The organism is Caulobacter soli (assembly GCF_011045195.1).
Lineage (GTDB): Bacteria > Pseudomonadota > Alphaproteobacteria > Caulobacterales > Caulobacteraceae > Caulobacter > Caulobacter soli.
The window spans coordinates 2867716-2892131 of the sequence record NZ_CP049199.1; the positions used below are offsets into that span (position 1 = coordinate 2867716).

Here is a 24416-nt window from a genome sequence, read left to right on the forward strand (position 1 = left end):
GAGCTCGCGCCCGGCCCCAGGGAGGGATCAGAACTTGGCGCGCATCGTCACCTGATAGGTGCGGCCGTCGTAGTCGATCCGGCGCGGCAGCATCGGATCGTTCTCGTACTCCGAGCGCGTCGCGTCGGTCAGGTTGAAGGCGTCGACCGAGATCGTGAGGGCCTCGCTGATGTTGTACGAGGCCGAGGCGTCCAGCTGGCTGCGCGCCTTGACGGTGCGGGCGTCGCCGACGAACGAATTGCCGGCGGCCAGGTCGTACTTGTCACGCCAGTTGTAGACCAGGCGCACGCCGAACTTGTCGGACTCGTAGAAGCCGATCAGGTTCAGGTTGTTCTTCGACACGCTGGGCAGGGTGATGTCCTTTCCCGCCGTGTCCTTCCCGTCGATATTGACGAACGAGTAGTTGAACGCGCCGCCGAAGTTTTTCCAGAAGCCCCGCAGGAAGTCGAAGTTCTGCTGGATGTTGAACTCAACGCCGGTGACCGTCATGGCGTTCTGGTTGGTCTGGCCGCTGATATTGACCTGGGCCTTCTTCTGCACGCCGCCGATGTTGAACGTGTTGGAGCTCATGCACTTGGGCGTGCCGCTGGAATTGTCGACCGTCAGCGTGCCCAGATTGACGTCGAGGCCGGGGATCTGGCCGTTGGCCGGGCACAGGGCCGCCCCGTCGGTGATCGGGCCGATATAGCCGTCGATCTTCTTGCGGTAGACCGCCAGCGACACCAGGCCGCCGGGGCGGTTGTACCACTCCAGCGACAGGTCCAGGGAGTCGGAGGTGTAGGGCTTCAGGTCGGTCGCGCCGATGGTCACGGTGTAGACCGGGTCGATCGTCAGGTCGGTCGGAACCTGGACGTAGCTGGTGGGCACGATGTCGCGCGGCTGCGGGCGGACATAGGTCGAATAGGCCGCGAAACGCAGGATCAGGTCCTCGCGCAGGTCAGCCGCCAGCACCAGCGACGGCAGCCAGTAGTCGTAGTGACGGCTGTAGTCCTTGGTGGTCAGCGAGTGGTTGACCGGTCCCGCCGCCGTCGCCTGGGCGCTGGAACAGTTCGCGCAGTTCAGCGCCGTGATGTCGTTCTGGGTGTACTCGTAGCGCGCGCCCAGGGCGCCGCGCACCGGAACATTGCCCAGGTCGACCTTGAACTTCGCCATCAGATAGGCGGAGTAGACGTCGTTGGCGTTGGTGAAGTTGTTGTTCCAGTAGTTGCCGTCCCAATAGTTGTTCACGAAGCCATAGGGCGTCAGGAACACGCCGGTGGCCGGGTTCATCGCGAACTGGGCCGGCAGGGCGGCGGTGTTGATCGGCGTGATCGCCGACAGGATGCGGTTGACGTCCACGTTCATCCAGTTGGACGTCGGCCCGCCCGCCTTGCCGCCGAAGAAGTCCTGGGCGTAGGACAGCTGCGAGGCCATGTCGGGCGTGATGTTCTGGGTCTGGGCGCCCAGCGAGGTGTTGCGCGAGCCGCTCGAGACGAACTTCAGCCGCTCGGCCCGGCCGCCGAACTGGATGCTGGTCAGGAACGGGGTCTCGGCGAAGGTCCGTTCGAAATCGAGCTGGAACGAGTCCAGGTCGTTGTCGGCCTTGCCGTTGGTGCCGGTGATCCCGAACTTGTGGCCGGCGATGCCCGCCGCCTGCCCCGGCATCTGGGCGCCGGCCTGGGTGGCCTGGTTGGCGGCGGTCGGGATGGTGTAGCCGCCCGCCAGGATATGGGTGGCCAGCGGTGTGTTCAGGATGGCCGTGTAGTCGGCCAGGTTGGACCCGTGCAGATCGACCGAGGTGGTGATGCCATTGAGGCCGCTCAGGTTGCGATACGGGTTCTGGATGACGTCCAGCTCGATCTGATTGGCCTGCGCCTTGGCGCGCGAGACCGTCAGATTGGCGGTCATGCGCCAGTCGTCGTTCTTGAACTCCAGGGTCGGGTTGATGGCCCAGGTCGAGTTCTCGGCCGGCTCGGAGCGGACCGAGTCGAAGGTGTTGATGTTCTCGGCCGAGAACTTGTTGATGTAGGCGCGCGGGCCGTTCGGCGTCTGGACGATGTAGGGCGTGCCGATGTCGGTGATGTGCGCCACGGCCGAGCCGGCCACCAGGCCGGTGTTGGTGCCCTGGCCGCCACCGGCGTCGATGTAGAGGAGGTTGTTGGTGGCGTCGTCGAGCTTGCGATCCGTCAGGAAGGCGTTGGCGCCCAGCTTCCAGTTCTCATTGATCTGCCACTCGAAACCGGTCGCGGCCGAGATCGTGGTGCCGCGGTTGTACTTGACCAGCTGGCGCGTCTGGCTGGGATAGTAGACCCCGCCCGGATTGGCGGCGGCCAGGGCGTCATAGACCGGGTTCTGGCCAGCGGCCTTCTGGTTGCCCACCTGGATCGCGCCCAGCTTGTTGGCCCACGAGTTCACGGTGATGGAGTCGCGACGGAACTTCTCGTCCTTCCAGGCCACCACCCCGAACACGGCGAAGTCGTCGGTCAGGTGCTTGTTGTAGCCCAGAGAAGCCAGCGGGCTGCCCAGGTCACCCAGGTCGTTGTACTCGTACGAGACCTTGGCGAAGCCGCCGTCCTTGCGCTGCAGGGCGGGCGCGATGCGCAGGTCGATATTGCCCGACAGACCGCCGGCCAGGTCCGACGCCAGCGGCGACTTAATCACGTTGATCGCGGTGAAGATGTCGGAGTTGAAGGCGCCCAGCGGGGTCGAGCCGTTCAGCACCGGGTCGGCGAAGGCGCCGCCGTTCAGGGTGGTGCGGGCGAAGGTGCCGGGCAGGCCGCGCAGGCTGATGGTGGCGTTGCGGCTGTCGGCCTCGCGGTTGATCTGGATGCCGGGCACGCGCTGGATGGCTTCGCCGACGTTGAGGTCCGGGAAGCGGCCCAGGCCATCGGACGAGATGCCGTCGGACACCTGCAGGGTGTCGCGCTTGGTGGCGATGGCGTTGGCATAGGCGGCGCGGAAACCGGTTACCACGACAGTGTCAACAACGCTGTCCTCGGTTTTCGCCTGGTCCCCCTGGGCGGGCGCGGCCTGCTGGGCCTGCGCGGCCGAACCGATCGCCACGGCGGCGCACGAGGCCAGCAGCGCGGCGCGCAGGACGAGAGTGTTGCGAACGAAATTCATGGATCCTCCCCTGGGCGCGTCTGATTGGGCGCCCTTATGAATGGAGTTATCCGACCAATCGAGAAATGTGTCAATGATTGGTAATGCCAATTATCAAATTGGCCAACCGGTATGGTCAGGCCAAAATTCGAGGAGGCAAGACCAGACGCGCTATCGCTTGCTGCGATTGGGATTGCCGATTTTTTGGGGTGGGCCACCGCGCCTCCTTGATCCCTCTCTCTTAGAGAGAGGGAGGGGCCCGCCGCGAAGCGGTGGGAGGGTGAGAGGTTACAGTCTGTCAGGAAGAAACGCTGACGAGGGCGCGCGTGTCGGCGACCGCATTGACGAGGGACGTCTAGGCAGCTTCAAAGAAGGCTCGAAGGTTCTGGATTTGCTGGAGAAGGTGAAACCTCTCACCCTCCCACCGCCTGCGGCGGCGGGCCCCTCCCTCTCTCTAAGAGAGAGGGATTCTCGTTAGCTCTGCGGCTTCCAGCCGCCGCCCAAGGCCTGGATCAGGGCCACGGCCGTGGTCTGGCGGGCCACCGTGGCGGCCAGCAAGGTCCGCCGCGCCGACAGGGCCGAGGCCTGGGCCGAGACGACGTCCGTGTAGGCCACTTGCCCGGCCTTGTACTGGTTGAGGATCATCTGCTCGGTCTGGTCGGCGGCGTCCGAACTGGTCTTCAGCAAGGCGTAGCGGCGCTCCAGCACCTGGGCGGCGGTCAATTGGTTTTCCACGTCCTCGAAAGCGGCCAAGGCGGTCTGGCGATAATCGGCGACCGAAGCGTCGTAGGACGCCCTCGCCTGCTCCACCCGCGCTTTCCGGGCCCCGGCGTCGAACAGGGTCTGGGCGGCGCTGAGGCCCAATGACCAGGTATTGGCCGAGGCGCTGAACAGATCGCCCAGGCTGGAGGCGCTGGAATTGCCCGAAGCGGTCAGGCCAAAGGTCGGGAAGAAGGCCGCGCGGGCCACGCCGATGTCGGCGTTGGCGGCGGCCACCCGGCGCTCGGCGGCGGCGATGTCGGGACGGCGCTCCAGCAGGGTCGAGGGCACGCCGGCCGGGATCTCGGGAACGCGGGCGCTCCAGTTGGGATCGGCGGCCAGGCGGAAGCCGCTGGCCGGTTCGCCGACCAGGGTGGCGATGGCGTTCTCATAGGCGGCGCGATTCTGACGCAGGCTCTCCAGATCGGCCTGGGCCCCCGCCAGCTGGGTGGTGGCCTGCAGCACGTCGGACTTGGGCGCGATGGCGGCGTTGTAGCGGTTCTGGGTGATGGTCAGGCTGCGCTGGTAGCCCTCGACCGTCTTGCCCACGAGGGCCAGCTCGGCGTCGGTCTGGCGCAGGCCCAGATAGTTCACGGCCAGTTCGCCCTGCATGGACAGACGCGCCCCGGCCAGGTCCGCCGCGCTGGCCTGCTCGCCGGCCTTGGCGCCGGTGACGCCGTTGCGGATGCGGCCCCATAGGTCCGGCTCCCAGCTGGCGCCGATGCCGACTTGGTAGCGGTTGGCGCTGCCCGAGCCGCCCGTCGAACCGGAGCCGGAATTGGCCGAGGCCGAACCGTGCGACCGCGTCGCCGAGCCCGACAGGTCGATGGTCGGAAACAGCGCGGCGCGCTGCTCGCGCACCAGGGCGCGGGCCTGGCGATAGTTGGCCTCGGCGGCGGCGATGGTCTGGTTGGAGACGTTGACCTTGCCGATCAGGGCGTCCAGCTGCGGATCGCCCAGCAGGCTCCACCAGTCGCCGCGATCGATCAGGTCGCCGGGCGTCGCCGCCTTCCAGCCGTCCAGCGCCTTGTAGGTCGCGGGCAAGGCCGTGGCCGAGACCTGTGGCTTCTCATAGGCGGGCCCGACCGTGCAGGCCGACAGCAAGGTCAGGGCGGAACCGGCGACGGCAAGGTGCTTGAACGAAGGCATTAGACGGGCTCCGGCGCGGAGGGCATGTGGGCCAGGTAGCGCTCGTCGCGCGCCTTGCCCCGCAGGCGGTCGAGATAGACGTAGACGACCGGGGTGGTGATCAGGGTCAGAAGTTGGCTGGCGATCAGGCCGCCGATGATGGTGATGCCCAACGGACGCCGCAGCTCGGCCCCCTCCCCGAAACCGATGGCCAGGGGCAAGGCGCCCAGGGCGGCGGCCAGGGTGGTCATCAGGATCGGACGGAAGCGCAGGAGGCTGGCCTCGCGCACCGCCTCAAGCGCCGTCAGCCCACGCGAACGCTGGGCCTCCAGGGCGAAGTCGATGATCAGGATGGCGTTCTTCTTGACGATGCCCAGCAGCAGGAACACTCCGATCAGGGCGATCACCGAGAACTCCATCTTGAAGACCAGCAGGGCCAGCAGGGCCCCGACCCCGGCGGCCGGCAGGGTCGACAGCACGGTCAGCGGGTGGACGTAGCTCTCGTAGAGAATACCCAGCACGATGTAGATCGCCACGATGGCGGCGGCGACCAGGAACGGCTGCTGCTTGTTCTGGTCCTGGGCGCTGCGGGCGCTGCCCTGGAAGCTGCCGCGCACATTGGTCGGCATGGCGATGTCGGCCTCGGCCTGCTTGATGGCCGCCTGGGCGTCGCTGAGAGACACTCCGTCAGCCAGGTTGAACGACACCGTGGTGGCCAGTTCACCGTTCTGGTGGTTGATCGAGGTCGGGGTGGCGGCCTGGGCGACGCTAGAGATGGCGCTGAGCGGGGTCATCGGCGTGCGGGTGGTGTTCAGCGCCGAACCGGTCGAGGCGTCGCGCAGGGCCGGGTTAACCGCCGCGCCGCTGGTCGAGGTCGCCGTCGTCCCGCCGCTGGCCCCGCTGGCGCTGGTCGGCACATAGACGTCGTTCAACGCCTCGGGTCCGGCCGAGAACCGGCGGTCCCATTCCATGATCACGGCGTACTGGTTGATGTCCTCGTAGATCGTGGCGACCTGGCGTTGGCCAAAGGCGTTGTAGAGCGCGTTGTCGACGGCGCGCGGCGTGACGCCCATGCGCGAGGCGCTGTCGCGGTCGATGGTGACGAAGGTCTCGACCCCGTTCTCGGACTGGTCGCTGTCGACGTCGGTCATCACGTCGGAGCGGGCCTTCATGGCCTCGGCCAGCTTGGGCGCCCAATCCTTCAGCGCCTGACTGGAGTCGCTAGTCAGGGTGTACTGATAGGTCGAATTGCTCTGCCGCCCGCCCATCCGCACGTCCTGGACGGGGTTGAGGAAGACGCTGATGCCGGTGACCCTCTGTAGCTTGGGCCGCAGGCGATTGATCACCGCCGAGCCCTTCTCCTTGCGGTCGTCCGCCCCGTTGCCCAGGGGCTTGAGATTGACGAACAGGAAGCCGCCGCCGGCCCGGGCGCCGCCAGTGAAGCCGACCACGGTGTCGACGCCGGGATCCTTGCGGATGATGTTGACCACCTGCTTGAGCTTATCCTGCATGACGTGGAACGACACGCTCTGGTCGGCGCGCAGGCCGGCCTGGATCTGGCCGCTGTCCTGCTGGGGGAAGAAGCCCTTGGGCACGGCGACATAGAGCCAGGCGGTCAGGCCGATCACCACCACCAGGATCAGCAGCACCACCGGCTTGGCGGCCAGGGCCCAGTCGAGGCTGTATTCGTAGGTCTTGTGGACGCGATTGAAGCCGGCCTCGAACCAGCGCGCGATCCGGCCCTCCTGCTGGCCTTCCTTGGGCGGACGCAGCAGGTAGGCGCACATCATCGGCGTGGTGGTCAGCGAAATGACCAGCGAGATCATCACCGCCGACGACAGGGTGACGGCGAACTCGCGGAACAACCGTCCCACCTGGCCGCCCATGAACAGCAGGGGGATGAAGACGGCGACCAGCGAGATGCTGATCGACAGCACGGTGAACCCGACCTCGCGCGCGCCCAGCAGCGCGGCCTTGAAGCGGTCCATGCCCTTTTCGATGTGGCGCTGGGTGTTTTCCAGCACGACGATGGCGTCGTCGACCACGAAGCCGGTGGCCACGGTGATGGCCATCAGGGACAGGTTGTTGAGCGAAAAGCCCAGCAGGTACATCACCCCGAACGTGCCCAGCAGCGAGACGATGGTCGCCGCCGCCGGGATGAAGGTGGCGCGGGCGCTGCGCAGGAAGGCGCTGACCACCAGAACCACCAGCACGATCGAGATCAGCAGGGTGATCTCGATCTCCTTGAGCGAGGCGCGGATCGAGTTGGTGCTGTCGCTGGCCACGGCCACGTTGATGTCGCCGGGCAATTGGGCGCGCAGTTCCGGCAAGGTGGCGCGAACGCTGTCGACGGTCTGGATGATGTTGGCGCCCGGCTGTCGGGTGACCAGGATGATGATCGCGGGCTTGCCGTTGAACAGGCCCAGGGTCCGGGTGTCGGCGACGCTGTCGGTGACCTCGGCCACATCCATCAGCCGCACCGGGGCGTCGCCCCGCCAGGCCACGACCAGGCCGGCATAGTCGGCGGCCTTGCGTCCGCCGGGGCTGGTGTAGACTTGGAACCGCCGCCCCGCGCCCTCGACCTGGCCCTTGGGTCGGTTGGCGTTGGCCGACTGCACCGCGGCGCGGACGTCCTCGAGCGCGATGCCATACTGGTTCAGCAGGAACGGATTGACCGACACCCGCACGGCCGGCAGCGAGCCGCCGCCGATCTCAACGTCGCCCACGCCCGTCACCTGCGACAGGCGCTGGGCCACGATGTTGGACACCGCGTCGTAGATCTGGCCCGGGGTCTTGGTGTCGCTGGTCAGGGCCAGGATGATGACCGGGGCGTCCGAAGGGTTCTGCTTGCGGTAGCTGGGATTGCTTTTCAGCGTGGCCGGCAGGTCCGAGCGGGCGGCGTTGATGGCGGCCTGCACCTCGCGCGCGGCGCCGTCGATGTTGCGGTTGAGGTCGAACTGCAGGGTCACCCGGGCCGAGCCGGTGCTGCTCTGCGAGGTCATCTCGGTGACGCCGGGGATCGTGCCCAGCCGCCGTTCCAGCGGGGTGGCGACGCTGGAGGCCATGGTCTCGGGACTGGCGCCCGACAGGCTGCTGGACACCGAGATCGTCGGATAGTCCACCTGCGGCAGGGGCGAGACCGGCAGCACGAAGAAGGCGGCGATCCCCGCCATCGCCAGGCCGATCGTCAACAGGACCGTGGCCACCGGCCGCTTGATGAAGGGCGCCGACAAATTCACGACGGCGCCCCCGGGAGCGGCTCGGGGTCAATCCGATCGGGCGCGACGTGGTCGTCGTGCTCGCGGTGGATCCCCTTGTCGGCCGGCGCCAGCTTGTCGAAGGCCAGATAGATCACCGGGGTGGTGAACATGGTCAGCAGCTGACTAACCAGCAGGCCGCCGAAGATGGCGATACCCAGCGGCCGGCGCAGCTCGCCCCCCTCGCCGAAGCTCAGCATTAGCGGGATGGCCGCGAACAGGGCCGCCAGCGTCGTCATCAGGATCGGGCGGAAGCGCAGGATGGCGGCCTGGAAGATCGCCTCCTCCGGCGTCTTGCCCTCGTTGCGCTGCGCGTCGATCGCGAAGTCGATCATCATGATCGCGTTCTTCTTGACGATGCCGATCAGCAGGATGATGCCGATGATGCCGATCACGCCCAGGTCGTTGCCGGTGATCCACAGGGCCAGCAGCGCGCCGACGCCCGCCGACGGCAGGGTCGACAGGATGGTCAGTGGGTGGATGTAGCTCTCGTAGAGCACGCCCAGCACGATGTAGACGCAGACCACCGCCGCCAGGATCAACCACAGCTGATTGCTGAGCGAGTTCTCGTAGGCCCCCGCCGCGCCCAGGAAGGTGTGGGTGACGGCCACCGGCATGCCGATGTCCTTCATGGCCGCGCGGATGTCGTCGACCGCCTTGCCCAGCGAAACGCCCGGCGCGGTGTCGAAGCCGATCGTGGTGGCCGGGAACTGCGAGACGTGGGTCACCTGCAGCGGAGCGGTCTGTTCCTTGATGGTCGAGATCGCCGACAGCGGCGTGGGCTGGCCGCCGCCGGTCTTCAGGTTCAGCAGGCCCAGAGAGTCCGGCGCGGTCAGCAGGCCGGGCTTGGCCTCCAGGATCACGCGGTACTGGTTGGTCTCGGTGAAGATCGTCGAGACGATCCGCTGGCCGAAGGCGCTGTAGAGGGCGTCGTCGATATCCGAGGCGGTGATCGACAGGCGCGCGGCGGTGTCGCGATCGATATCCACATAGGCCGCCGCCCCGGTGGCGCTGGCGTCGCTATAGACATTGCGCACCGACTTCACGCTGGCCAGGCGCTCGGCCAGCTTGCCCGCCCATTGCTTGACCACGACGGTGTCGGCGCCTTCCAGCGACAGCCGGTAGAGGGTCGGGCCGGTCTCGGCGTCGATCGTCAGGTCCTGGGTAGGCTGGAGATAGAGGGTCACGCCCGGCACGCCGGCCACGCGGTCGCGCAGCCGCTGCATGATCTTCTCCTGCGAGCCTTTGCGGTCGGCCTTCAGGTTGATCAGCATCTGCCCGGTGTGGAGCATCGAGTTGTTGGCGCCGTCGACGCCGATGAACGAGCTGAGGCTCTCCACCGCCGGATCGTCGAGGATGGCCTTGGCGGCCTGCTGCTGCAGCCCCGCCATGCGGTCGTACGAGACCGACTGCTCGACCTCAGTCCGCGCCTGGAGCTGGCCGGTGTCCTGGGTCGGGAACAGGCCCTTGGGGATGACCATGTAGAGCAAGGCGGTCAGGGCGAAGGTCGCCACGGCCACGACCAGGGTCGCCTTCTGGCGCTCCAGCACCCAGGCCAGGCCCTTTTCGTACTGACGCTCGACGCGCTCGAACAGCGCCTGGGACTTCTGGGCGATCTTGCCCTGATGCTCTTCGCCCTCACCTTCTCCGGCCGGCTTGAGCCAGCGAGCCGACAGCATCGGCGTCAGGGTCAGCGACACCACCGCCGAGATCAGGATGGTGATGGCCAGGGTGATGGCGAATTCGCGGAACAGCCGCCCGACCACGTCGCCCATGAACAGCAGCGGGATCAGCACCGCGATCAGCGACACGGTCAGCGAGATGATCGTGAAGCCGATCTCCTTGGCGCCCTGAAGCGCCGCCGCCATCGGCTTGACGCCCTTCTCCAGGTGCCTGGAGATGTTCTCGATCATGACGATGGCGTCGTCGACCACGAAGCCTGTGGCGATGGTCAGCGCCATCAGGGACAGGTTGTTCAGCGAGAAGCCCATCAGATACATCACCCCGCACGAGCCGATCAGCGAGATCGGCACGGCCAGGCCGGCGATCAGGGTGGCGCGCAGGCTGTGCAGGAAGAAGAAGATCACCACCACGACCATGACCACGGCCAGCAGCAGCTCCATCTCCACGTGGTGGACCGAGCCGCGAATGCCGGTGGTGCGGTCGGCCAACACCTTGACCTCGAGAGTGGCGGGCAGGCCCTCCTCCAGCTCCGGCAGCTTGGCCTTGATGGCGTCGACGGTGGCGATGACGTTGGCGCCGGGCTGGCGCTGGACGTTGACGATGATCGCCGGCGTATCGTTGGCCCAGGCGCCCAGGCGGGTGTTCTCGGCGCTCTGCACGACCTGGGCGATGTCGCGCAGGCGGATCGGGGCGCCGTTCTTGTAGCTGACGATAAGCTTCGAATAGTCGTCGACGGTCAGCAATTGGTCGTTGGCGTTGATCGTGTAGCTGCGGGTCGGCCCGTCAAAACTGCCCTTGGCGCTGTTGGCGTTGGCGCTGCTGATCGCGGTCTGCACATTGGCCAGGGTGACGCCGTAGCTGGCCATGGCCTGGGTGTCGGCCTGGATGCGGATGGCCGGACGCTGGCCGCCGCTGAGGCTGACCAGGCCCACGCCCGAGACCTGGCTGATCTTCTGGGCGAGCCGCGTGTTGACCAGGTTCTGCACCTCGGTCAGCGGCAGGGTGTCAGACGTCACCGCCAGGGTCAGGACCGGCGCGTCGGCCGGATTGACCTTGGCGTAGACCGGCGGAGCCGGCAGGTCGGCCGGCAGCAGGCTGTTGGCCCCGTTGATCGCCGCCTGCACCTCCTGCTCGGCGACGTCCAGGCTTTCACCCAGATTGAACTGCAGGGTGATGACCGAGGCCCCGGCCGTGCTGACCGAGCTCATCCGCGACAGGCCCGCCATCTCGCCCAGCTGGCGCTCCAGCGGGGCGGTGACGGTCTGGCTCATCACCTCGGGGCTGGCCCCGGGATAGAGGGTCTGGATCTGGATCGTGGGATAGTCGACTTGCGGCAGGGCCGACAGCGGCAGCAGCTTGAAGCCGACCAGGCCGGCCAGGACGATGGCCGCCATGAACAGGGCCGTGGCGACCGGCCGCTGGATGAAGGGCTGAGAGGGATTCATGGCGCGGGCCTATTCGGCCTGCTGCCGGCGACGATGCTCGCCGCCCTGCCCCTTGCCCTTGCCGGCGTGTTGACCCTTGCCCTTGCCGCCAGCGGCCTGGCCGGGCAGCTGGACCTTGCCGCCTTCGCGCAGGCGGTCGCCGCCTTCGGTGATCACCTTCTCGCCGACCTTCAAGCCGCTGGCCAGCGACACCTGCGTGGTGGTCGACGGTCCGGCCACGACCTTGCGCTTGCTGACGGTCTGGTCGGCGGCCAGGACCCACACGAACGCGCCGTCGCTGCTCTGGCGCAGCGCCGTGGCGGGCACGACCACCGCGTTCTTGAGGGTGTCCAGCTCCAGGCGGACATTGACGAACTGGCTGGGGAACAGGGTCCCGCCGGCGTTGGGGAAGCGGGCCTTGGCCTTCACCGTGCCGGTGCCGACGTCGACGATATTGTCCAGGGTCGAGAACGTCCCCTTGTCGAGGGTCGTGGTCCGGGTCCGGTCCAAAGCGATGACCGGCAGCGTCGCGCCGGTGTTGGCCCGGGCGCCGATGCGCGGCACGTCGTCCTGCGGGACGGTGAATTCGACGTCGATCGGCGAGACCGTGGTGATCACCGCCACCCCGGCGGTGTCGCCCGCCCCGATATAGTTGCCGACATCCACGACCCGCAGGCCGACCCGGCCGCTGACCGGGGCGACGATGCGCGCATAGCCGACATTCAGCTGGGCGGTGCCCACGGCGGCCTTGTCGGCCATCACCGAGCCCTGCAGCTGCTTGACGGTGGCCGCCTGGGTGTCGACCTCCTGGCGGGCGATGGAGTCCTGGGTCAGCAGGGTCTGGTAGCGGGTCAGGGTCACCCGGGCGCTGGCCAGCTGGGCCTCGTCGCGGGTCAGGTTGCCCTGCGCCTGCAACAGATCCATCTGGAATTGGCGCGGATCGATCTGCACCAGCGGCTGGCCGGCGCGGACCATCTGGCCCTCCTTGAACATCACCTGGGTGATCACGCCCGCCACCTGGGGCCGAACGGTGACCGTCGCCGCCGGGGTCACGGTGCCCAGGGCCTCGATGACCACCGGCAGGTCGGTCTGGCTGGCCGTGGCCACCGCCACGGTGCTGGCCGGACCGCCGCGTCGTCCGCCGCCACCGCCGAAACCGCCGCCAGGGCCGCCGCCGGGCCCGCCCGCGCCTCCGCCCTCGGTCTTGGGCGCGTGCATCAGGCTCCAGGCCAGCCACACCACGCCGGCCAGCACCGCCAGGGCGATCGCGCCGCCGATGATTTGGGCCTTGCGGCTGACGGGGCGGATCGATCGGGAAGGTTCGGTCATCGAGATCTCAGGCGCGCGGGGCAAGGAAGACGGACAAACGCTACCGTGTCCGCAGCATCAAACGCCACAGTGGCGAAACGGATGCCGATACGGTCGCATTCACGACAGTAGGGACCGTCGCACGGCCTTACTTGCCCGGCCACGTTGCCTGCACATTTCAAGGTGGAAATCAGAAGCGCCGCAATTGGTCGCCAAGCGCGCGACCGTCGGCGTTCAGCCGCGCTAGGCGGCGTTCAGCTTCCAGGCGAAGCGCGTGGCGATCGAAACCGCGCCGTCCTTGCCGCCCGCGGGTCCCGTCAGCGCTTCGCTTTCGATGAATTGCAAGCCGGCCTCCCGTTCGGAGCGCCAGACCACGCGGGTCAGGTGAACCCGCTTGGCGATGGAATCCACCAGGAAGGCGCCCTCGGCGGGCAGCTCGATGTCGCCCAGGGCGATCCGAGCTCCGCCGTCGGCGATATCGATCAACGAGCACTTCCAGGCCTTTCGGCCATCGACCAGATAGGCCTTGCGCTTCGTCGGGGTGCGGGGGTGAGCCCGCAGGTCGACGCCGCCTGATCTGTTTTCGACATCCGTTCGCATGAGCGTGACCTTAGCGCGGCACGGTTAACGGATGGCGCCAACCGCCAGCCGGACCCTGGATCGACGTCAGGTGACCTTGACGATGAAGGCCGCGAGGATCCGTTGAAGTATGGCGAACGTCGCCAGGCCCAGGACGAGACCGAAATAGCCACGCACCTCGCGCCCGCTGATCGAGAAATTGACGTAGATGAACAACGCCACCTGATTGGCGTCGCCGGCGAAGATCTCTTCGGGCCTGGCGATCGCGACCGTCGGGATCGAAACCTGGAACTGGACGTCCAGCATGGCGCCGATCGTGCTCAGAAAGCCGAGCAGAAGCACGTTGCCGATCTCGCCGAGCGCGTCGGTGGTCAGGGCCTCGACGTCAGCCTCGGGCATGTCCGCGCCCAGGACCGCCCGGATCAGGTCCCCATAGTTTTCCTCCGGAAACACCAGCATCGTCTCGCCGAACAGGCGTCCGGAAAAGCTTTGCCGCACGGCCATCACGCTCGTCAGCCCCAACGCCTCCATGGTGCGCACGGCGTTGACGCCGTCGACGATGGAAACCGCGGGGACCGTGAGCTTGACCTCGGCGCCCACCATGGCCCTCAAGCGCACCGCCGCCCCACTCACGGCGATATTGACGAGCTCGGTGAGCGCGTCGTTCTCGATGTCTGAAAGCAACGACTATCCTCACCCGCGTGGGCGTCGCCAGAAGCCTGGCGCGGCAAACGCCTGACTTCACTACTACAGGCGCAGGTCCGCAGCGAGCCGGTAACGCTTGAGGGTGACGGTTCGCGAACCTGGAGCGGAACCTTCGCCGTGGATAAACGCTTCCACCGCCATGATCGATCTCAACCGCGCCAGCATCGAAGACATCACCGCGACCGGCGTCGCGGCGGACCTGGCGCGACAGATGGTGCTTTGGGGCCCCTTCCGGTCCTGGGACGATCTGCTGTGGATCGACGCGCTCGACGACGACGCCCTGGCCGACCTGCGGGCGCGCGGTTTCGAACTGGGCGCCATCGCGGACCAGAATTGGGCCGCGCCGAGACACTTCGCGCTCTCGGCCGCCAAGGGCTGACGCCGGCAAGCTTCCAACGGACGAACACTCGCTCTAAGGCATGCTCATCGACGAGCGGCGAGGCCCCCTCGCCGGTCGGACCCAGGAGACGCCGCCGCCATGTCGAGCCGCCACGGCCTATCCATTCGGGCCGCCAATAGCGGCGACCTGGACGGCTTGGTCGATCTGCTCAAGACGGCGGGCGAGATCATCGCCCGCGACAAACTGGCCTCGCGCCTGAACGCCCTTCTGGACCAGCCCGGCGCCCTGCTCATCGCCGATGAATGGGGCCCGCCTTCCGGCCTCATCGCGGTGCATTGGCATTCCACCCTGACGGCCGATCTCAAGGTCGGATGGATCTCCGCCCTGCTGGTCGACCCGGAGCGGCGTCGCAACGGAGTCGCGCGCCTTCTGCTCAAGGCCGCCTCTCAGGCCGCGCGCTCCGCCGGGTGCGGCGAACTGGTGCTTCACGCGCCAACCGCGCCCGGCGACCTGCGCACGTTCTGCCTCGCCACGGGCTTCGTGGAAACGGGAGAGGCCTTTACCCGTCCGCTGCGCAAGCGCGCCTGACGGGCGTCAGGATTGCTTCCTCAGGCGCGATAGTCGCGCTCAACGTATCCAAAGCCGTTGAAGTCGGCGGGTTTGGCGGCGCCGGAGAGGTCCTGGCAGGCCATGCCGACGAAGGCGCCGGTGAAGTTGGGGGCGCCGGGGGCGGTGGCCTCGTCCGACAGGATCGAGGCGTCGAACACCTGGGGCAGCCAGGTCCATTGCTCGCCGTCCAGGCTGAAGGCGAAGCGCAGACGCTCGAAATCGACCTCGACCCGCAGGTGGACCAGGCCCTCGCCGGGCAACGGGATCGGGACGGTGAAGGCGTCGGCCTGGGGGCTGTCGGGCAAGGCCGACATCACCTGGAGATGGCGGCCGTGGTCGTCGTCGTGGCTGACGAACAGGTAGTGGAACTTGCTGGCCCCGTAATAGCAGACCAGCCCGGCCATCTGCTGGAAGTGCCGGGGCGAAAAGTCCAGCACGGTGCGGGCGCTGTAGCAAAAGGCCTGCTGGCGGCGGGCGACCAGGGCCTGGCGGTACTGGCTGCCGATCGTCTCGCGGCCGTGCAGGCGCAGCCAGCCGGGGCGCGCGGTCAGGCTGAACAGTTCCTCGGGGAACGGCGAGCGCAGCCACTGGAAGTCGATCGGCAGGTCGGGGCCGTCGAAGGCGGTCCACTCGGGCGCGGCCGGCCAGGGCGCGGGGGGCAGGCCCGGCGTCGGCGGATTGAGCTCCGGATCGCCCGAGCCGTCGCGGGTGCGCAGCCAGCCGTCGTCGCCCCAGACCATCGGCTGGATCGCCGTCTCGCGGCCCAGCACGCAGCGGCCGCGATTGGGCAAGGGCCGGCCGCACAGATAGGCCATCCAGGTTGTCCCATCGGGGGTCTCGACGAGATCGGCGTGGCCGGCCCGCTGCAGCGCCGCGTGCGGCCGGTCGCGGGCGGTCAGCACAGGGCCGTCGGGGTGCAGCTCGTAAGGTCCTTCCAGGGTCCTGGATCGGGCCATGGTCACGGCGTGGCCAAAGCCCGTGCCGCCCTCGGCGGTGATCAGGTGGTACCAGCCGTCCCGCTTGTAGAGGTGCGGGGCCTCGGTCAGGCCCAGGGCCGTGCCGGGGAAGATGTTGAGGCGCTCGCCGACCAGCGCGCCGGCGGCGGGATCGTATTGCTGGGCGACGATGCCGGCGAAGCGGTTGCGGCCGGGCCGGTGGTCCCACAGCTGGTTCAGCAGCCACTTGCGACCATCGTCGTCATGGAACAGCGAGGGGTCGAAGCCGCTGCTGTTGAGACGCACCGGCTCCGACCACGGCCCCTCGATGCTGTCGGCGGTGACCAGGTAGTTGTGGAAGTCGCGCAAGCTGGCGCCCGAGGCTCCGCCGACCGTGGTGCGGCCATAGCGCTTCACATCGGTGTAGATCAGCCAGAACTTGCCGTCGGCGTGGGTCAGGCACGGAGCCCAGACCCCGCAGCCGTCGGCCGCGCCCAGCATGTTCAGCTGGCTCGCCCGCGTCAGGGGCCGGCTCAGCAGCCGCCAGTTCACCAGGTCGCGCGAGTGGTGGATCTGCACGCCGGGGAACCACTCGAAGGTCGAGACGGCGATGTAGTAGTCCTGGCCCACCCGGACGATCGACGGGTCGGGATTGAAGCCCCGCAGGATCGGGTTGCTGATCGTGTCTTGCGGCATGGGGACTCTAGAGCGCGGGAACTGTGACGGGCTTGGTGGGAGGCGTGCGGGCGGGATCGCGGACCAGGGTCCACAGGAGGGCGGCGCCGGCCAGGTCCAGCACGCCCAGGGCCACGAAGAACGGGTCGTAGCCCACCGTGGCCACCAGCCCCCCGATCAGCAGCGAGAAGATCAGCACCCCCAGATTGGCGAAGAACCCGGCCATGCCGGCCACGGTCGCCACCTCGTTCTTGCGGAACAGGTCCGACGACATGGTGATCACCGTCACCGACAGGGTCTGGTGAGCAAAGCCGCCGACGCACAGCAGGGCGATGGCGACATAGGGGCTCTCGACCCGGCCGACGAAGATCATGCTGGTCATCAGCGCCGCCCCCAGGGTGAAGGCCCCGCGCCGGGCGTTGATCAGGCTGACGCCGCGCTTCTGCAGGAACAGCACCACGGCCGGGCCGAACAGGCAGCCGATGTCCGCCGCCACGAACGGCAGCCAGGCGAACAGGGCGATCTGCTTCAGCTCGAAATGGCGCACCGTGGTCAGGTACAGCGGGATCCAGAACGACAGCGTGCCCCAGGTAGGATCGGCCAGGAACCTGGGCAGGGCGATGCCCCAGAAGTTGCGGCGCGTCAGCAGGCTGAGCATCGAGGGCCGCCCCCCGGCGTCTTCCAGATGGGCTTCCTGGCCCGAGGCGATCAGGTCGCGCTCGGCGTCGGACAGGGCCTTGTGCTTGTCGGGCGATTGATAGGCGAACAGCCACAGCGCCACCCACGCCAGGCCCAGGGCGCCGGCCACCACGAAGGCGGCCCGCCAGTTCCAGACCAGGATCGACCAGGCCACCAGCGGCGGCGCCAGCACCGAGCCCATCGAGGCGCCGATGTTGTAGACCCCGCCGGCCAGGCCGCGCTCCTTGGCCGGGAACCAGGTCGAAACCGCCTTCATCCCGGCCGGGTGGGCGCAGCCCTCGGCCACGCCCAGCGCCCCGCGCAGGCCCAGCAGCGCCTGCCAGTTGCCGGCCAGGCCGTGGGCCATGGTGATCAGCGACCAGGCGGTGGCGAACAGGGCGAAGCCCAGCTTCAATCCGATGGAATCCAGCACGTAGCCGCACAGCGGCTGCAGCATCACCCCCAGTTGGAAGGCGCCGGTGATCCAGGAATATTCCTTGGGGCCGATATGCAGATCGGCCAGCACGGTCGGCGCCGCCACGCCCAGAGTGCTGCGCGTCAGGTAGTTGAGGATCGCGCCCAGCATGACCAGGGCGATCATCCACCAGCGTAAAGCCCGGATCTTGCCGTTCATGTCTTCGGTCCAAACAAGGTGAGATCGATCGCCTGCCCCATGGCGCGGTAGCCGGCGGGCGACGGATGCAGATGGTCGCCGGAATCATAGGCCGGCAGCAGTTGATCCGGCTGGGCCGGATCGCGGGTGGCGGCGTCGAAATCGATCACGCCGTCGAAGTGGCCCGGCGCGCGGATCCAGGCGTTGACGGCCTGCCGGTCGGCCTCGTTGCGGGCGTCGGGATGGTAGTTGGTCGCGCGGCCGAACGGCAGGATGGTCGCGCCGTAGACACGCAGACCTCTTTGATGGCCGCGCGCGATGATCTGGGCGTAGGCGGCGGTGAGACGGCTCACCAGGTCGGCGTGCGCTTCGGGCGAGACGGGCCCGTCGCGGGTCAAGGTCCCCAGGTCGTTGACGCCCTCCAGCACGACCAGGTAGCGCGCGCCGGCCTGGGCGGTGACGTCGCGATCAAAGCGGGCCAGGGCGTTGGGGCCTCGGCCGTCGGCCAGCACGCGATTGCCGCCGATGCCGACATTGAGCACGCCAAGATGGGCGGTGCGCGGATCGGCCTGCAGACGGGCAGCCAGGATGTCGGGCCAGCGGTCGTTGCCGTCGGTGGTCGACCAGCTGCCGTCGGTGATCGAGTCGCCCAGGGCCACCACGGCCGCGCCGGACGGGCGCGCCACGTCCACGCCGGAGATCTGCAGCCAGTGCGTGAAGGTCTTGGCGCCGGGCAGATCGGGCGCCGTCAGGTGGTCGCCGGCCAGCGTCCAGGAGGTGGCGTGCGAGGCGGCGTGCAAGGTCGGCTGGGCGGGCGCGGCGTCGTAGCGAAGGCTGACGGCCAGGTCGGAGAGCGCCCCCGCGGCCAGGTCGACCGGATCGGACAGATAGTCGGCGCCGGCCGGTATCGTCACCTCGTTCGCGCCGGCGAAGGTGACCGTGCGATCGGTGGCCGGGTCGATGCGCGGCGAGCCCGCCGCCATGGCGCGCGCCACGTGCACGCCGGACAGGCGCAGCGGCCCGGTTCCGAACGCATTGGACAGGCGCAAGCGGATGCGGTCGCCGCCGAGGCTGAGATGCACCACCTGTCGCAAGGTCATGCCGGCCAGGTCGACGTTCGATGCGGCGTCCCGTGTCTCCGTCGGCTGCTGGGCCGAGGCCCATGAGCCGATCCAGACGGCGGGCGCCCGGGGTCGTTCGGCATGCAAGGGCGTAGCCGCCAGCCAGGCCAGCGCGACCCATCCGAGGAGGGCGTGGCGGGGGTTCATGCGGCGCGGGCCCGGGTTTTGTCCAGCCTGGCCATGGCGTAGAAGATCATCAGGCTGGTGACGACCAGGACGGCGGCCAGGGCCAGCATGGGGGCCAGGTTGGAGCCGGTGGCGTCGCGGACCAGGGGCACCAGGTTCTGGGCGATGAAGCCGCCCAGGTTGCCGATGGCGTTGATCGCGGCGATGCCGGCCGCGGCCCTGGGACCGCTGAGGAAGCTGGGCGGCAGGCTCCAGAACACCGGCTGGGCCGCGAAGATGGCCGGGGCGGCGATGCACAGCATCGCGAACTTCAGCGCCGCGCCGGGCACGATCACGCTCAGCGTCAGGGCCAGCGCGCCCAGCAGGCACGGTCCGGCGATATGCCAGGCGCTGGCCCCATGGCGCGCGGCGTGACGCGGCACCAGCCACAGGGCCACGGCCACGCACAGCCACGGAATGACGTTGATCAGGCCGTTGACGCTGTTGGACACGCCGAACGACTTGACGATGGTCGGCAGCCAGTAGCTCAGGCCGTAAGCGCCCAGCGGCATGCCGATATAGAGGCTGGCCAGCAGCAGCACGCGCGGATCGAAGATCGCCTTCCAGGCCCCCCGATGGTCGTCGGGCTCCCCTCCCCGTTCGGCGCTCAGCACCTTGGCCAGCCAGGCCTTCTGGGCGTCGGGCAGCCACTTGGCCTGGACCGGACCGTCGGGCAGCTTCCACAGCACGTAAGGCGCCAGCAGCACGGCCGGCACGCCGGTGACCAGGAACACCCACTGCCAGCCGGCCAGGCCCAGGGTTCCGTCCAGGTCCAGCAGCAGGCCGCCCACGACCGCCCCGACCGCGTTGGCCACGGCGCTGGCGATCATGAACAAGCCCACCATCCGCGCCCGGTGGGCTTGCGGGTACCACAGGGTCAGCACGTAGAGCACGCCGGGGAAGAACCCCGCCTCGGTCACCCCCAGGGCAAAGCGCAGGACGTAGAACATCGTGGCGTTCTGGGTGAACCCCAGGGCCAGGGTCACCAGGCCCCAGGTGAACATGATCCGCGCGAACCACACCCGCGCCCCGACCCGGGCCAGGATCAGGTTGGACGGGGCCTCGAACAGGAAGTAGCCGATGAAGAACAGCGACGCGCCCAGCCCATAGGCCGCCTCGCTCAAGCCCAGGGCCTGGACCATGTCCAGCTTGGCGTAGGACACGTTCTGCCGGTCGATATAGGCGATCAGGTACATCAGGCAGAACAGCGGCATCAGCCGGGCGGTGACCTTGGCCACCGTGGCCTTTTCCATCCCGGCGTCCATTCCAGCGTCGGTGGCGTCAGACATGCGCGCGGGCTCCGCTGTTGGCGTCAGGGATCGAGGTTGAGGTTGCGGCCTCGACACGCCGGGGCGGCGCGGTGGAGTCACGCTCGATCAGGGCGTGGCCCAGCACATGGTCGGCCGCCCGCTCGCCGTCCGGATCGGGCGAGCGCAGGGCCCGCATCAGCCGGTCCAGGGCCACGGCCGCCATCTGCCGCACCGGCTGGCGCACGGTGGTCAGCGGCGGCCAAAGCGTGGTGGCCACGGTGGTGTCGTCGAACCCGACCACGGTCAGGTCGCGCGGCACGTCCAGGTGACGGCGGTGGGCCACCGACACGGCCGCGGCGGCCATGTCGTCGTTGCTGGCGAAGATCGCGGTGGGCGCGGGGTCGGCGTCCAGCAGCCATTCGGCCGCGCGCAGGCCCGAGCCATAGCTGAAGCTGCCCTGGGCCAGGACCAGTTCGGCGCCCGGAACCGCGGCGATCGCCGCCCTGGCCCCCTCCAGGCGCGAAACGCTGGCGGTCTGGTCGGGATTGCCGGCGATGAAGCCGATCCGGCGGTGGCCCAGGTCCAGCAGGTGCTGGGCCATGGCCTGGCTGGCCTGGTGGTCGTCGATGCGGACATTGATCGCGTCGGTCGGCGGCCGCCCGGCCGCGACCACGGCGACGGGCAGGTCGGCGGCGCGCAGGATGTCGCGCACCAACGCCGACTCCCCCAGCGGCGGGGCCAGGACCACGCCGTGCACGCCCGCGTCCAGCAGCCGCTGCAGCTCCTGGGCCGTCGGGGCCTGGCCGTTCTCGCCCCGCGCCAGGATCAGCCGCGCCCCAGCGCTGGTGGCCTCCTCGAACACCCCGATCAGGAAGTCGCTCATGAAGGCGGCGCTGGGGTTGGAATAGATCACCCCGATCCGCAGCTCGCCGGCCGTGACCAGGTTGCGCGCCGCCAGGTTGGGCGCGTAGTTGAGCTCGCGGATCGCCGCCTGCACCGCCAGCCGCGTGCTCTCGCGCACCGCCGCCCCGTCGTTGATCACCCGCGACACCGTCATCCGCGACACGCCCGCCAAGCGGGCCACATCGACGATCGTGGCGCCCCGTACCCGATCCAACCTGCTCAATGGATAACCTTCTGAACGCCCGACGATGCAGCGGCGATTTCGTCCGATCGACGCACGCGAGTCTCCGGCACGGGTCCATAGGGGCGGGCCGCGCCCACGAACGCAAGCTCCAGGCGATCCAGGGCGAACCCCGGGTCGAGAGCGTGGATCGTCACCACGTGCGAGCCCGGCTTCAGGCGCAGGTTCTGCACCGTCTCGATTGCGGCGTTGGTCTGCACGCGCTCCAGCCAGCGGGCGCTGAATTCGGGCGCGGTGAAGTCGAGCACCTGCAGCGGCTCGTCGTCGACCTGCACCGCCACCCGCATACGGTTCTCGGAGGTGACCGGCAGGATCGGCAGGGCCACGACCCGCAGAGTTGCGGGATCGTCGGTGGTGACGGTCGAGAAGCGCCAGCTGGCCTTGGGCGCGGCGGCGATCGCGGCCACGTCCTTGGCGTCGACCGAGCGCATGTGGATGTCCGAGCGCAGCACGGCGCCGGTGTGGCCCAGGCCCTCCAGCACCGACCAGCCCTGCCCCACCTGGTCGGCGTGGGCGGCGTACATCGAGACCAGGCGATCGGCCTCGATGAAGGACGCGTCGGGCGTCGCCAGCGTCGGGGCCAGGACCACGGTCACCGGGATCGGCAACGGCGCGTCGCCGCACCGGATATTGACGACGCCACGCGCCGCGCCCTTGGGCGCCGAAGCCCAGTCGATGCTGACCGTCAGGCGTCGTTCGAGGACCGACGACGCCGACAGGGTCCCGGCCGCCTCGCTGACCTTGATCCAGGGCTGGTCAGGCGTCGCGGTCCATTGCGCCGTGGTGGCCTTGTCCTTGACGAACAGGTCGACATAGCGGGTTCCGCCCAGCTCCGGATGGAAGGCCGGCAGTTCGGGCGCGGCGTAGCGCAGCAGGTGCGGCAGCTTGCGCATGAACTCGGACTCGCCAGGGATCGCGTTCTGGGCGTCGTAGAACGCCCCGCCCTCGGCGAACGCCGCGCAGCCGGTCTCCTCGCCGCCGGCCCAGGCCGGCGCAGCGGGCGCCTTGTAGAACGGCAGGCCGTGGGGCGACATGCCCATCATCCCGGCCCACTTGCCGCCGGCGACGGTTTCGTTGAAGGCGCGGCCGCCGGCCTCGATCTTGGCCTGGGCGTCGTGGACGCTGGCTCCGTAGGCGTCGGCGCTGGCGCGGTGCTGGAAGGCGTAGGCGATCGAGCGGTCCAGATCCAGCTGCCGCTGGTTGACCGCCGTCGCCATGTCGACCGGGAACTTCACCAGTTCGTAGAAGGCGTCCTTGCGGTCGGCCGGAAGGCTCTGCATCAGGGCCTCGCTCTGAGCCGCCAGGTCGTCATAGGCCGCGCGGCGACGAGCGTTCTCGTCGCCGAAGCTGGCCATGTTGAATTCGGTCTGCTTGACCGGCGTCACCGGCTTGGTGGTGGTCCAGCCCATGAATTCAGGATTGCGCGCGAAGGCCAGGTCGTACTGCCGCCACAGGATATCGGCGATCTTGGCGGCGTCGGCCGCGCCGAAGTTCTCGCTAGCCCAGCGCGTCAGGTGGGCCTTGACGCTGGCGACGTCCGGATAGGCGTCGTTGTCGAACGCCATGTCGAGGAACAGCTGGCTCAGATATTCGCCCGGCTTGATGTCGCCGACATTGACGATCCACAGCCGCCGCGCGTCGTACTGATAGGCCTTGTTCATCTCCTCCCACATCAGGGCGGGATGGTTGTTGGCCAGCCACAGGTACGACATGGGATAGCCCCAGTACGAGATGTGGTAGTAGACGCCCGAGCCGCCCGAGCGCACCCGCTCCTTGGCGTTGCTCAGCCGGCGGATATAGCCGTAGTTGTCGTCGGGCCAGTTCAGGGTGACGTCGTCGGGCACCTTGAGACCGGAGTCATAGGCGGGCAGCACCTCCTTGTAGGGGGTGAACACCTGAGGCACCTGATCCATCGGCTTCTTCAGTTCCTCGCCCAGCATCTTGCGCTGCTCGGCGAACACCTTCTCCAGCGCCCGGGCCTGGTCCTGCGGGGTGTTGGCCCCCTGCATCGGACGGTCCTCGATGCCGCGCATCCCGACCGTGTACATGTTGTCGTTCTTGCCCCACCGGCGCACGGCCTCGCGCCAGTAGTCCATCACGCCCTTGCGGTTCTCGAAGATGTTGTAGGGGCCCATCGTCTCGACGTCCCACTCGCGGATATTGGTGCGCGAGATCATCTCTGCGTGCGAGCTGGCCCGGACCAGGCCGTAGGACTGCGCCATCTCGGCGTTGCCCGGCACCTGGTTGAACGACTTCTCGATACCGCGCATGGCCGGCCAGAAGGTGTTGGCCTTCAGCCGCCACATCAGTTCGTAGACGCGGGCATAGGTCTTGGGCCCCACGTCGTGCAGTTGCGGGTCGTTGGTCTTGGAGGCCCACGGATAGAGCCCGAATTCCTCGTCGTTGAGGAAGATGCCGCGATACTTCACCGAGGGCGTCTTGGAGTAGCGCAGGTCGCCGTCGACGGCGATGTGGTCGACCTGGCGAATCTTGACGTCGGCCCACCACTCCCAGGGCGAGACGCCCATCTCGCGCGACAGGTCCATCACGCCCCAGATCGTGCCCCGGGCGTCCGAACCGAAGATCAGCAGAGCCGGACGGCCATCCGCGAGAGTCACCTGGGCGCGGCCGTAGGTCTCCCACTGGCCGGTCAGGCGGGCGGCGTCGAGGTGATTGGCCTTCAGCAGGGCGGCGATGGTCGGCGACTTGGCCAGGCCGAAGATCACCACCGGCCCCTGCCCCGCCGCCTTGCGCGCCACCACGGGGGTCTTGCCAGTCAGGGCGGTCAGATCGTGGGCCAGCAGATCGGCGGCCTTGCCCAGCGGCGCGGCCTTGGTGTCGTCATAGACGATGGTCGGCGCGATCTTGCCGTCGAACAGGGTCAGCTCGCCCGCGTGGCTGGTCGAGGCCAGAAACGAAACGGCCGCCAACGAGAGGGCGGCGAGAACTTGGCGACGCATGA

At 68.3% G+C, this 24416-nt stretch carries 15 protein-coding genes; 2 read left to right on the forward strand and 13 right to left on the reverse strand.

The features are described from left to right. Window positions 1-27 precede the first annotated feature (27 nt). The 7 genes from G3M62_RS13360 to G3M62_RS13390 all read right to left on the reverse strand — a co-directional run bounded on the left by G3M62_RS13360 (window position 28) and on the right by G3M62_RS13390 (window position 13903). Complete coding sequence (locus G3M62_RS13360) at window positions 28-3102, reverse strand: TonB-dependent receptor (protein WP_165187765.1); 3075 nt, start codon at window positions 3100-3102, stop codon at window positions 28-30. Between the two features lie 453 nt (window positions 3103-3555). Next, window positions 3556-4989, reverse strand: a complete 1434-nt coding sequence (locus tag G3M62_RS13365) for an efflux transporter outer membrane subunit (protein ID WP_165187766.1) — start codon at window positions 4987-4989, stop codon at window positions 3556-3558. Beyond that, window positions 4989-8207 (reverse strand): efflux RND transporter permease subunit, encoded by a 3219-nt coding sequence (locus G3M62_RS13370; protein WP_165187767.1) that lies wholly within the window; start codon window positions 8205-8207, stop codon window positions 4989-4991. The genes G3M62_RS13365 and G3M62_RS13370 overlap by 1 nt, the downstream gene beginning before the upstream one ends. After that, on the reverse strand, window positions 8204-11353 hold the full coding sequence (locus G3M62_RS13375) for a multidrug efflux RND transporter permease subunit (RefSeq protein ID WP_165187768.1): 3150 nt from the start codon (window positions 11351-11353) through the stop codon (window positions 8204-8206). The genes G3M62_RS13370 and G3M62_RS13375 overlap by 4 nt, the downstream gene beginning before the upstream one ends. Window positions 11354-11362: 9 nt before the next feature. After that, window positions 11363-12661, reverse strand: a complete 1299-nt coding sequence (locus G3M62_RS13380) for an MdtA/MuxA family multidrug efflux RND transporter periplasmic adaptor subunit (RefSeq protein WP_165187769.1) — start codon at window positions 12659-12661, stop codon at window positions 11363-11365. A gap of 222 nt (window positions 12662-12883) precedes the next feature. Continuing rightward, window positions 12884-13240 (reverse strand): PilZ domain-containing protein, encoded by a 357-nt coding sequence (locus G3M62_RS13385; protein ID WP_165187770.1) that lies wholly within the window; start codon window positions 13238-13240, stop codon window positions 12884-12886. Between the two features lie 66 nt (window positions 13241-13306). After that, window positions 13307-13903 (reverse strand): chemotaxis protein CheX, encoded by a 597-nt coding sequence (locus G3M62_RS13390; protein WP_165187772.1) that lies wholly within the window; start codon window positions 13901-13903, stop codon window positions 13307-13309. A gap of 160 nt (window positions 13904-14063) precedes the next feature. Here G3M62_RS13390 and G3M62_RS13395 point away from each other — a divergent pair, with 160 nt between their 5' ends. Both G3M62_RS13395 and G3M62_RS13400 read left to right on the forward strand, forming a co-directional pair. Next, the gene (locus tag G3M62_RS13395) at window positions 14064-14303 is read left to right on the forward strand and encodes a helix-hairpin-helix domain-containing protein (protein ID WP_165187774.1); all 240 of its coding nucleotides are present in this window, start codon (window positions 14064-14066) and stop codon (window positions 14301-14303) included. Between the two features lie 99 nt (window positions 14304-14402). Further along, window positions 14403-14852 carry a GNAT family N-acetyltransferase gene (locus tag G3M62_RS13400; protein WP_165187776.1) on the forward strand — a complete coding sequence of 150 codons (450 nt, stop codon included), beginning with the start codon at window positions 14403-14405 and terminating at the stop codon, window positions 14850-14852. A gap of 20 nt (window positions 14853-14872) precedes the next feature. On the opposite strand, the gene G3M62_RS13405 is transcribed toward G3M62_RS13400, so the two are convergent. From G3M62_RS13405 to G3M62_RS13430, 6 genes are read right to left on the reverse strand one after another with little or no spacing between them, the layout of a single operon-like run. After that, window positions 14873-16504 (reverse strand): glycoside hydrolase family 43 protein, encoded by a 1632-nt coding sequence (locus G3M62_RS13405; protein ID WP_165187777.1) that lies wholly within the window; start codon window positions 16502-16504, stop codon window positions 14873-14875. Window positions 16505-16511: 7 nt separating this feature from the next. Further along, on the reverse strand, window positions 16512-17795 hold the full coding sequence (locus G3M62_RS13410) for an MFS transporter (protein ID WP_165187780.1): 1284 nt from the start codon (window positions 17793-17795) through the stop codon (window positions 16512-16514). After that, window positions 17792-19042: an SGNH/GDSL hydrolase family protein gene (locus G3M62_RS13415; RefSeq protein ID WP_165187782.1), complete on the reverse strand. Its 1251-nt coding sequence runs from the start codon at window positions 19040-19042 to the stop codon at window positions 17792-17794. Before G3M62_RS13415 ends, G3M62_RS13410 begins: the two co-directional genes overlap by 4 nt. After that, entirely contained in the window at window positions 19039-20325 is a 1287-nt protein-coding gene (locus G3M62_RS13420) for an MFS transporter (protein WP_425483856.1), read from the reverse strand. Before G3M62_RS13420 ends, G3M62_RS13415 begins: the two co-directional genes overlap by 4 nt. 16 nt (window positions 20326-20341) lie before the next feature. Then, on the reverse strand, window positions 20342-21436 hold the full coding sequence (locus tag G3M62_RS13425) for a LacI family DNA-binding transcriptional regulator (RefSeq protein ID WP_165187174.1): 1095 nt from the start codon (window positions 21434-21436) through the stop codon (window positions 20342-20344). After that, window positions 21433-24414 (reverse strand): glycosyl hydrolase 115 family protein, encoded by a 2982-nt coding sequence (locus G3M62_RS13430; RefSeq protein WP_165187784.1) that lies wholly within the window; start codon window positions 24412-24414, stop codon window positions 21433-21435. The genes G3M62_RS13425 and G3M62_RS13430 overlap by 4 nt, the downstream gene beginning before the upstream one ends. Window positions 24415-24416: the final 2 nt, after the last annotated feature.

Coding starts and splice junctions, on each gene's coding strand:
- G3M62_RS13375 (WP_165187768.1), bottom strand. CDS start 11,353: ATGAATCCCTCTCAGCCCTTCATCCAGCGGCCGGTCGCCACGGCCCTG.
- G3M62_RS13380 (WP_165187769.1), bottom strand. CDS start 12,661: ATGACCGAACCTTCCCGATCGATCCGCCCCGTCAGCCGCAAGGCCCAA.
- G3M62_RS13360 (WP_165187765.1), bottom strand. CDS start 3,102: ATGAATTTCGTTCGCAACACTCTCGTCCTGCGCGCCGCGCTGCTGGCC.
- G3M62_RS13405 (WP_165187777.1), bottom strand. CDS start 16,504: ATGCCGCAAGACACGATCAGCAACCCGATCCTGCGGGGCTTCAATCCC.
- G3M62_RS13415 (WP_165187782.1), bottom strand. CDS start 19,042: ATGAACCCCCGCCACGCCCTCCTCGGATGGGTCGCGCTGGCCTGGCTG.
- G3M62_RS13420 (WP_425483856.1), bottom strand. CDS start 20,325: ATGGACGCCGGGATGGAAAAGGCCACGGTGGCCAAGGTCACCGCCCGG.
- G3M62_RS13410 (WP_165187780.1), bottom strand. CDS start 17,795: ATGAACGGCAAGATCCGGGCTTTACGCTGGTGGATGATCGCCCTGGTC.
- G3M62_RS13400 (WP_165187776.1), top strand. CDS start 14,403: ATGTCGAGCCGCCACGGCCTATCCATTCGGGCCGCCAATAGCGGCGAC.
- G3M62_RS13395 (WP_165187774.1), top strand. CDS start 14,064: ATGATCGATCTCAACCGCGCCAGCATCGAAGACATCACCGCGACCGGC.
- G3M62_RS13365 (WP_165187766.1), bottom strand. CDS start 4,989: ATGCCTTCGTTCAAGCACCTTGCCGTCGCCGGTTCCGCCCTGACCTTG.
- G3M62_RS13430 (WP_165187784.1), bottom strand. CDS start 24,414: ATGCGTCGCCAAGTTCTCGCCGCCCTCTCGTTGGCGGCCGTTTCGTTT.
- G3M62_RS13385 (WP_165187770.1), bottom strand. CDS start 13,240: ATGCGAACGGATGTCGAAAACAGATCAGGCGGCGTCGACCTGCGGGCT.